We start from the raw sequence: 9,228 nt of genomic DNA, 5'->3' as shown, positions 1-9,228 counted from the left end.
GGTTCTTGAGCCTTGTGGATGCGGCGGAAAAGTTGGAGGCTTGGCGCAGAGACTATAACGAGCAACGGCCACACGGCACGATCGGGAACAAGGTCCCGGCGGCGCTCATGAAATCAGCACACGCAGCCAGCCCGTGTTGCTGATCAAGGCCGGAAAACTCAAGCGCCAGCCGAGGGCGCATCGGGGAGCGGTCCAGACGACAGCCTTTTTCAGCTTCTCGAAGAACGCCTGATAGGGGGCATGTTCCCCAAAGAGTTCATCGAGCGTCTTATTCACCTCGGCAGCCGTCTGGGCTTCAACGGCTATTATCCCGCTGAAGCCAATAAGTACAGCCACCAAGGTTGTGCCAATTAAAGTGCGCATATCATCCGTGAGGGTCTATTGTTACTGACGGAAGCCTTTCGCGCGCATGCACGATTTGGTGAGTTCTTCCTCGTCCATTCCCTGGACTATGCCCGAGCCAATTCCTTCGGCAATGGCATCGCAGCGGCTTGAATTGCGGGTGAAAATCGCTATATGGATAGCTCCCTATCAATTTGAAAGCTAATCATGCCTACCGGTCAGGAATTTGCGGCGCAGCTTGGCCGCGTCGCCCGCCGCTGGCGGACGCAGCTCGACGCCCGCGTAAAGCACCTCGGTCTCACTCAGGCGCGCTGGGCGACGCTCCTATGCCTGCGCCGCGCGGGGCCGATGTCTCAGACGGACCTCGCCGTGCAGATCGGCATCGAAGGTCCCACTCTGGTCCGTCTTCTCGATGCGCTCCAGGCCCAGGGCCTCATCAAGCGCTGCGACAGCGAGACGGACCGGCGCGTGAAGATCATTCACCTTTCCAAAGGCGCGACGCCGCTGATCGAGCGCATCGCCGCGATTGCCGACGAGCTTACCCAGGAGGTAACCGAGGGCATTCCGCCCGAAGATCTGGCGACGGCCGAGCGCGTGCTGCGCCAGATCGGGGACAGATTGGAAAGACACTGAACATGAACATGCAATTGAAATCCGCCGATATTGCTGAAACGGAGCAGGTGTCCGTCGGGGATATGGAGCCCGCGCAGTCGAGATCGTATCGCCGGCTCCTGCAGGTGTTCATCCTGCTCGCGGCCTTGGCGGGCGCCGTTTATTTAACTTATCCGTGGCTCCATTCGCGGTGGACCCATGTCGTCCTCGATGACGCGCGGATCGCCGCAAACATGGTCTCCGTGAGCAGCGAATTGTCCGGGCAGGTGACTGCCCTTCCCGTCATTGCGGGCGACCATGTGGCTCAAGGCCAGATTCTGGCGGAGATCGATGCGGCCGCGATAAGGCAGGATCTGAAAGCCCTGGAAGCGCAGATCCGCGGCGTAAAGGCTCAGGAAAACCAGCTTCGGGCGCAGCAGGACTACATCCGCGGCCAGCTTGCCAGCAAGCTTCAGGCAGCCAACGCCGAGATCGAAGTGGCAGATGCCTCGCACGCGGCCGCCACGGCGGCCCTGGACAATGCGCGCTCGCAGTTCGAGCGCGTCAATGCCCTTGCCGGCCGCAACGTGCTCTCCACCCAGCAGCAGGAGGATGCGAAGGCCAAACTCGAGGCCGCCATCCAGGAAGAGCGCGCGACAGCCGCCCGCATCAAGGCGACCGCCGCCAATCTCGAGGTCATAAAGTCGGAGGAAGCGCAGATCGGCGTTCTCGACCAGCAGATCGCCGTGCTCGAGGCTCAGATCGTGCAGCTCAACGCGCAGATGGAGCGTCAGCGCCTGGAACTCGCCAAGCACCAGATCCGCGCGGCCTTCGATGGCGTGGTGGACAGCACCTTCGTGGATGTGGGCGAATATGTTTCGCCGGGCACCCGACTGCTCATCTATCACGATCCGCAAACGGTCTGGGTGGACGCGAACGTCAAGGAAACCGACTTCCGCAAACTGGCCCTGGGCGCGCCGGTGAGCATTTCCGTCGATGCCTATCCCGATCGCGAGTTCAAGGGCGAGGTCGTCCGCCTCGGCGAAGCTGCCACGAGCCAGTTCGCCCTGCTGCCGAGCCCCAATCCCAGCGGCAACTTCACCAAGGTGACCCAGCGCCTGCCGGTACGCATATCGGTCGAGCAGGAAGACGGCCTCCTGCGGCCGGGCATGATGGTGGAGGCCAGCATCGATGTCCGTTGACGGTCTTTTCGACCGCTACGGGCCGGCCTACCGCTGGTTTGCGACCGGCACGGTCATGATCGCCGCGATCGCGGTCGTACTTTCGACCACGATCGTGAATGTGGCCATCCCGGGCGTCATGGGGGCGTTCGGCATCAGCCAGGTCGAGGCGCAGTGGATCTCCACCGGCTTCCTGGCCGCCATGACGGCAACTATGCTGGTTGCGGACTGGGCGGACAAGGCCTTCGGCCTGCGCGTGAGCATGGTTGCGGCTCTCGCCCTCTTTGCCGCCGGTTCCGTGCTGGGTGGCATTGCACCGAACCAAGCGGTTCTCACCATCGCAAGGGTGATTCAGGGTGCCGCGGCCGGCGTCGTCCAGCCGCTCGCCATGGTCCTCCTGTTCCGGGTCTTTCCCGCTGATCAGCGCGGCGCGGCCATGGGCATCTTCGGCATTGGCGTCGTCCTTGCGCCGGCGCTGGGCCCGTGGATCGGCGGCCTTCTCATCGATGCCTTCAGCTGGCGCTATGTCTTCTATCTCGGCCTGCCCTTCGCCGCGCTCGGCATTTTCCTCTCCGCCCTGTTCCTGCCCACGCGCACAAACGATGGCCCACGCCCGGGTTTCGACTGGGTGGGCTTCGCGGTGCTCTCCATTTTCCTCGGCGTTCTTCTGAACGCGCTCACCAATGCGCAGCGCGAGGGATGGACCTCGGATGCGATCCTCCTTCAGTTCCTGATCGCGGCCCTTGCCAGCGTCGGTTTCGTCTGGTGGGAGTTCAAGACCACGAAGCCGATGCTGGACATGCGGCTGTTCCAGGGCCTTCCCTTCGTCTCGGCATCACTGGTGAGCTTCATCATGGGGGCCGGGCTCTTCGGTTCCACCTATCTCGTGCCCCTGTTCGTCCAGACCATCCAGGGGCTCACGCCGACGCAGGCGGGGCTGCTCCTCATGCCGTCGGGCTTCGTGCTGGTGCTGATCTTCCCCATCGCCGGGAGACTGTCGGACCGGCTGCCCGCAGGATGGCTCATCGGCGGTGGTCTCGCGATCTTCGCCTGGTCGTCCTATCTGACGATCGACATCGACATCAACATCAGCTTCTGGACGCTGGCCTGGATCACGGCCCTGTCGCGCGTGGGCCTGGGCTTCATCTTTCCCTCGCTCACCGCCGCTTCGCTCAAAGTCCTTCCCAAGGAGCTGGTGGGGCAAGGGTCCGGCGCCATCAATTTCATCCGCCAGCTTGGCGGCGCCTTCGGCGTGAATCTCCTCGCCGTCTTCCTGGAGCGCAGAACCGTGATGCACGCCGACGCCTTCGCCGCGACGCAGACCAGCGACAATCCGGCAACGATGTCGCTCCTGAGCCACGTCGCTGGCATGATGAAGGCGGCCGGCCTGCCGGATTTTCAGCAGGTTCCGGCGGCCATTTCCTTCCTTTCGCAGACTATCGCCATCCAGGCGAACACGGCGGCTTTCCGCGACGGTTTCCTGGTGGTTGCGATCGTCTTCATCATTGCCCTTCTGCCCACCTGGCTGCTTCACCGCGCTCAGGCCCGCGGGCGATAGCGAGGAGACGGCGCGAGGGTGCCTTGCCGCAGTCTGCTCCGCTCAGGAGCTGACAAGAGAGCGCTCGTCGGAAGGCTTGAGATGGTAAGGGCGCATTCCGTCGCGTATCACCTCGGCGACCTTCTGCGCCGCCAATGACGGCGGGCGCGTGGCGGGCGTCAAAAGCCAGACGTCCATCGTCGTGAGCGGTAGAAGCGGGCGGCGGACGATCTTGTCGGCGCCATAACCACGCCCGACGAAAGGCGGGACGATCGATATGCCGGCTCCGCTGGCAACAAAATCACAGGCGGTCTCTGACATCGGGACCTCCACATGGATCTGCTTTTGCACCCCCTGGAGCTGGAAGGCGCGGTCGATCGTCATGATGGCGCAATCGTCGCGCGCCAGCCCCACGAAGCGCTCGTTGCGAAGATCCTCGACTCTGATGACCTCACGGTCGGCGAGCCGGTGACCGGCGGGAATGGCACAGTCCATCGCGAAACGGATGACCAGTTCCCGCCTGACGTGCGGATGCTCGAAAGGCTGGACGCTGAGCCCGATGTCGATCTGCTGTCCGGCGACCAGTTCAGCCACGCGCGGGCTCGCCTGGCTGATGAGCGTGACGCGGATATCGCCCTGCCGGCCGACCATAGGACCCAAGAGAAGCGCGAGGAAGCGGGCGGACATCGCCGCCGGCGCGGCAACCGTCACATGCCCCCACTCCCGGTCCCTGACGGCGCGGGCCAATCGCCGGATGCGATCAGTGCCCGTGAACAGCCGCTCGACCTCGCTCGCCAGAAGACGCGCATCGGCCGTGGGCAGCATGCGCCCGCCGCTTCGCGTGAAGAGCTTGAAGCCGCAGCTTTCGGAGAGCGATTTCAGCAGCTTGCTGACGGCGGATTGTGAAATCCCCAGACGTTCGCCGGCCAGGGTGACCGAGCCGGTCTCCATGACGACGTGAAAGGCTTCAAGCTGACGTATGTTCATTGGACCCCGTCCCGCGCGCCTGCATTATGAGCTTCTGGAATAATGTGCGGAATAAAAGCCATTTGACAATCATGAAATAGCGCCGTGCAATGCGGTCCGGAGGCCTGCGCCATAACAATCTGGAAGGAAGCATTATGAAGAAGGCGGCGATTTTGGGTGCCCTCGCGGCATTCGCAGTTGTGCCCGCGCAAGCACAGGTTCTCACCGTGTGTCTGGAGGGGTCTCCTGAAATCTTCAACCCGGAGCTCACCAGCAACGGCACGACCATATACGCGCTGGGACAGATCTATGACGGGCTTGTTTCGGTAGAGCCCGGCGGCTCCAACATCGAACCGGCGCTCGCCGAAAGCTGGACCGTCTCCGATGACGGACGGACCTACACTTTCAAGCTGCGCCAGAACGTGCAGTGGCAATCCAACGAGCTGTTCACGCCGACGCGTCCGATGAATGCCGACGATGTGGTATTCACTTTCGAGCGCATGATGAAGGATGATCATCCCTACGCGGAGGTCAGCGGCGGCAGCTATGTCACCTTCGACGCCAAGCTTGCCGACGTCCTCGAAAGTGTCGAGAAAACCGACGATCACACGGTCGCCTTCAAGTTGAAGCAGCCGCTGGCCGCCTTCATCGGCACCATGGCGCATGGCTCGCTGGCCATCACTTCGGCCGAATATGCGGAGGCAATGTTGCAAGTCGGCACGCCTGAGCAGTTCGACCTTAGGCCAATCGGAACCGGCCCCTTCCAGCTTCAGGCCTACCAACCCGACGCCGTGCTTCGTCTCCTGCCGTTCAAGGAGACATGGGGTGCTCAGATCGGTGACGAGAGCCGTACGCCACTGGTCGATGCCGTGGTGATGGCGATTTCCAGCGATGCATCGGTCCGGCTCCAGCGTGCGCTCGCCAATGAATGCCTGATCGGGCTCTACCCGAACCTTTCGGATCGGGAGACGATCGAGCAGGCCGACAATGTGGAAGCCGTCCGCACGCCGGTTGCCTCGACGGGCATGCTCCACTTCAACTTCAGGCTGGACAAATTCAAGGATCAGCGGGTGCGGCAGGCTCTTGCCCAGGCGATCGACATGGAGAGCCTGGTCGAGGTGGTCTACAGCGGCATGGGCCACGTCACCGGAGCTGTCGTTCCTCCGGCCCTTTGGGGACATGCGTCCGATATCGGACCGTGGAAGTACGATCCTGACGCCGCCAAGGCCCTGCTTGAAGAAGCGGGCGTCGGAGAGGGTTTCTCCACCCAGCTCTGGGCAGTTCCGGTTGCGCGGCCCTATATGCCCAACGGGCGGCGGGCAGCCGAGATGATCCAGGAAGACTGGGCCAAGATCGGCGTGAAGGCCGAGATCGTAACCTATGAGTGGGCGGAATACCTTGATCGGGCGCGCAAGGGTGAGGCCGAAATCGGCATGTTCGGCGGCATCTACGACTTTCCTGATCCGAGCCAAATTCCGAACAACTATCTCGGCTGCAGCTCCGAAGATAAGCCCAACCCCTCCAATATCGGAGCATGGTGCTACGAGGAGTTCAACGCGGTGATGACCCGGGCGGGCGAGATCACCGATCAGGACGAGCGGACAAAGCTCTACTATCGAGCCCAGGAAATCGTCCACGAGGAGGTCCCGGTCATCGTCCTCGGCGGCGCTGACCAGATCACCGTGGTGAACAAGTCCGTCGAGGGCTATGTGCCCGCCATTTTCGGTACGTCGCGGCTTTCCGGTGTGACCATCAAATGAAAATCGCAGTCATCGGCGCCGGGATTCTCGGCGCCAGTACCGCCTATCACCTGGCGCTCGCCGGGCACAATGTCGTCGTGCTCGACGAGGCCCATCCGGGCAAGGCCACGCTGGCCGGAGCCGGTATCGTCTGTCCCTGGGCCACGAAAGCGGCGGACGAGAGCTGGTATGCTCTCTATGCCGCGGGCGCACGCTACTATGACGAACTGATCGCAGGCCTCGCCTCGCGCGGCGAAGATCAGGTGGGATATCGCAAGGTCGGCGCCCTCGTCGTTGCCGACGATGCGCGCGAATATGATGCAGCGGCCGAGCGGCTTGCCCGGCGGACGGCTGAAGCGCCGGAATCCGGCGGATTCGAGGAAATCACGCCCGACCGGGCGCGGGAACTCTTCCCGCCCTTGCGCGCGGGGATGAAGGCCCTGCATGTACCGGGTGGCGCGCGCGTCGACGCACGGCTGCTCGCGGCCGCCATGCTGCGCGCGGCCGTCGCTTTGGGCGCAGACTTCCGCAGCGATCTTGCGACGCTTCATCTGGATCAGGGCCGCGTCGTGCTGCGCGACGGGCGCAACAAGGTGATCGAGGCGGATCAAGTCGTCGTCGCGGCCGGCGCCTGGGCCTCACACATCCTCGCGCCTCTCGGTCTTAACCATCCGGTGATGCCACAGAGGGGGCAGATCGTGCATTTGCGCCTTCCCGGGACGGATACCTCGCGCTGGTCCGTGCTCCTGCCAATGGCAAGCCACTATTTGCTCGCCTTTGACGACAGCCGGGTAGTGGTCGGCGCGACGCGCGAGGACGGCAGCGGTTTCGACTATCGCGTCACCGCGGCGGGCCAGCATGAAGTCCTGAGCGCCGGACTTCATTATGCACCTGGTCTGGCGAACGCAACGCTGATCGAAACGCGCGTCGGCTTCCGTCCCGCAGGCCCTTCCATCAAGCCAATCCTCGGACGCGTCGAAGGCATTGACGGGCTGATCATCGGCAATGGGCTGGGCGCGTCGGGCCTGACGATCGGGCCGTTCGCGGGTCGGCTGCTCGCAAAACTGGCGGCCGGGGAGACGCCCGAGATCGACCTCTCTCCCTACCGGCCGTCGCATCCGAAAACGTGAACTGAAGGAAAGAAAATGATCAAGCGCTACAGGAAGCACCGCATCATGCACGGTGCGGTGGAACACAACGGCGTGCTCTATGTCGGCGGTCATGCCGCGAACGATCTTGACCTCGATATGGCGGGGCAGACGCGCCAGATTTGCGAAAAGCTCGACAAGCTGCTGGCCGAAGCGGGCAGCGACAAGACCAGGATCCTGCACGCGCGCATCTACCTTTCCGACATGTCGGCCAAGGAAGAGATGAACAAGGTGTGGGTCGAGTGGATCGGCGAGGATCACCTGCCCTCGCGTGCGACTATCGGCGGCGCCGACCTCGGCGACCCGCGCCGGCTCATCGAAGTGGTCATCACAGCAGCCGTCGGTTGAAGTTTTTAGCGGCTGCCCGCGTGGTGCCGTCTGGATTTTACCATGAAAGAGACACGCAGAGACGACCGCTACGCCACGAGCGAGAAATTCGCCACGCTGCGCGGCATCCGCGAGGCTGCACGCAGAAAGCTCTCCGATACAAGCTGGAACTATCTTCACTGCGGCACGGGGGACGAGATCACCGCCCGCGACAACGTCGCTGCTTTCGATCGGTATCTTTTCGATGCGCCGTTGTTCACGGGCGTGAAGAACCCCGACACACGTACATCCGTCCTTGGCTATGAGCTGAGCTTTCCGGCCTTCACCGCACCCTTCGGTGGCGGTGAAACGCTCTTTCATCCCGACGGTATGCTGGCGGTCGGCCGCGCTGCCCACGCCGCCGGCATCCGTCAGATTGTGCCGGTCGCGGCGGCCCATTCGCTCGAAGAAGTGCGCGCCGCTTCCCCGGCGGCGGCCATTTTCCAGATGACCTTCTGCGGCGAGGAAACCGCGGTCATCGACATGATCCATCGGGCGAAGGACGCAGGCTATGACTACATCTGTGTGACCTTTTCCCCTATCCGCCAATGGCGCGAGCGCATGATGGAGGACAGATTCTCCATACCGGGACAGGGTGAGCCATCCAATTTCGGCCCCGGCAAATCCGACATTGCCATGCTCGCGGAACTGCTTGACTTCACCAAACCCAGATGGGGCTGGGACGAGGCCGCCAGGGTGATCGCTGCATCGCCCCTGCCCTGCATCGTCAAGGGCATCGGCAGTCGCGCCGACGCCTACCGTGCGCTGAAGGCGGGAGCCGTCGGTCTCTATGTCTCAAACTATGGCGGGCGAACCGTGGACAGGGTTCCGGCCGCGATCGACACACTCGCCGATGTGCGTGAGGAAGCCGGGCCGGATGTACCCATCATCTTCGATTCCGGCATTCGGCGCGGAAGCGACATCGCTACGGCGATTGCGCTGGGCGCCAATGCAGTGGCGCTTGGCCGCATCGCCGCACTGGGCCTCGCCGCGGATGGCGAGGCCGGGGTCAAGCGCGTGCTCGAGCTTTTGCGCGACGAGTTCTGGACCACGCTCGGCCACCTGGGTTGCAGCTCGGTCAGCGAACTGTCCCCTCATATCTTCCGGCGCAGATAGAGCCCAGGGAGTGGGGCTTTCTCCCTGGCTCTACCTTAACGGATGGAAGGTAGATGCGCAGGTGTGCAGTTTTTCCGGTACGGAGTACCAAGTCGACCGGACCACAATCGATCCGACTTCCTGCTAGGCCTGCCCAAATCCTTAGAAGGGCATTATTTCGCTGTAATCAAGTGGATAGCGCCTCAATTTCGTGACATTCATGAAGGCAATAGGCCTCATCCTCTTTGCATCTCAGTCTTTTC

The 9,228-nt window shown here is 62.9% G+C and carries 10 protein-coding genes; 8 read left to right on the top strand and 2 right to left on the bottom strand.

The window, feature by feature from the left end; translation table 11 throughout:
* Positions 1–143, top strand: a 143-nt coding sequence (locus NYR54_RS17865; RefSeq protein WP_261517083.1) for a transposase, incomplete at its 5' end; no start/stop codon positions are given.
* Here NYR54_RS17865 and NYR54_RS17860 read toward each other — a convergent pair.
* Positions 106–336 carry a hypothetical protein gene (locus NYR54_RS17860; protein WP_261517084.1) on the bottom strand — a complete coding sequence of 77 codons (231 nt, stop codon included), beginning with the start codon at positions 334–336 and terminating at the stop codon, positions 106–108. The two genes, NYR54_RS17865 and NYR54_RS17860, sit on opposite strands and share 38 nt — an antisense overlap.
* A gap of 213 nt (positions 337–549) precedes the next feature.
* Here NYR54_RS17860 and NYR54_RS17855 point away from each other — a divergent pair, with 213 nt between their 5' ends.
* From NYR54_RS17855 to NYR54_RS17845, 3 genes are read left to right on the top strand one after another with little or no spacing between them, the layout of a single operon-like run.
* Positions 550–975, top strand: coding sequence for a MarR family transcriptional regulator (locus tag NYR54_RS17855; protein ID WP_261517081.1), 426 nt, complete (start codon positions 550–552; stop codon positions 973–975).
* Between the two features lie 2 nt (positions 976–977).
* Positions 978–2,135 carry an HlyD family secretion protein gene (locus tag NYR54_RS17850; protein ID WP_261517080.1) on the top strand — a complete coding sequence of 386 codons (1,158 nt, stop codon included), beginning with the start codon at positions 978–980 and terminating at the stop codon, positions 2,133–2,135.
* Positions 2,125–3,672, top strand: a complete 1,548-nt coding sequence (locus tag NYR54_RS17845) for a DHA2 family efflux MFS transporter permease subunit (RefSeq protein ID WP_261517079.1) — start codon at positions 2,125–2,127, stop codon at positions 3,670–3,672. The genes NYR54_RS17850 and NYR54_RS17845 overlap by 11 nt, the downstream gene beginning before the upstream one ends.
* A gap of 42 nt (positions 3,673–3,714) precedes the next feature.
* Here NYR54_RS17845 and NYR54_RS17840 read toward each other — a convergent pair whose 3' ends face one another.
* Positions 3,715–4,638, bottom strand: coding sequence for a LysR substrate-binding domain-containing protein (locus tag NYR54_RS17840; RefSeq protein WP_261517078.1), 924 nt, complete (start codon positions 4,636–4,638; stop codon positions 3,715–3,717).
* Positions 4,639–4,772: 134 nt separating this feature from the next.
* Here NYR54_RS17840 and NYR54_RS17835 point away from each other — a divergent pair, with 134 nt between their 5' ends.
* The 4 genes from NYR54_RS17835 to NYR54_RS17820 are packed head-to-tail and all read left to right on the top strand — an operon-like array spanning position 4,773 to position 8,986.
* A complete protein-coding gene (locus tag NYR54_RS17835) occupies positions 4,773–6,377 on the top strand; it encodes an ABC transporter substrate-binding protein (RefSeq protein ID WP_261517077.1) in 1,605 nt (534 codons plus the stop codon).
* On the top strand, positions 6,374–7,486 hold the full coding sequence (locus NYR54_RS17830; protein WP_261517076.1) for an NAD(P)/FAD-dependent oxidoreductase: 1,113 nt from the start codon (positions 6,374–6,376) through the stop codon (positions 7,484–7,486). The genes NYR54_RS17835 and NYR54_RS17830 overlap by 4 nt, the downstream gene beginning before the upstream one ends.
* Positions 7,487–7,501: 15 nt before the next feature.
* Complete coding sequence (locus NYR54_RS17825) at positions 7,502–7,852, top strand: RidA family protein (protein ID WP_261517075.1); 351 nt, start codon at positions 7,502–7,504, stop codon at positions 7,850–7,852.
* Between the two features lie 42 nt (positions 7,853–7,894).
* Positions 7,895–8,986 (top strand): alpha-hydroxy acid oxidase, encoded by a 1,092-nt coding sequence (locus tag NYR54_RS17820; protein WP_261517074.1) that lies wholly within the window; start codon positions 7,895–7,897, stop codon positions 8,984–8,986.
* Positions 8,987–9,228 lie beyond the last annotated feature (242 nt).

The sequence above is a fragment of the Chelativorans petroleitrophicus genome (assembly GCF_025398195.1).
In the GTDB taxonomy this organism is placed as follows: domain Bacteria; phylum Pseudomonadota; class Alphaproteobacteria; order Rhizobiales; family Rhizobiaceae; genus Chelativorans; species Chelativorans petroleitrophicus.
Note: the sequence above shows the minus strand (reverse complement) of the source record. Positions and strands in the feature narration are given on the sequence as shown.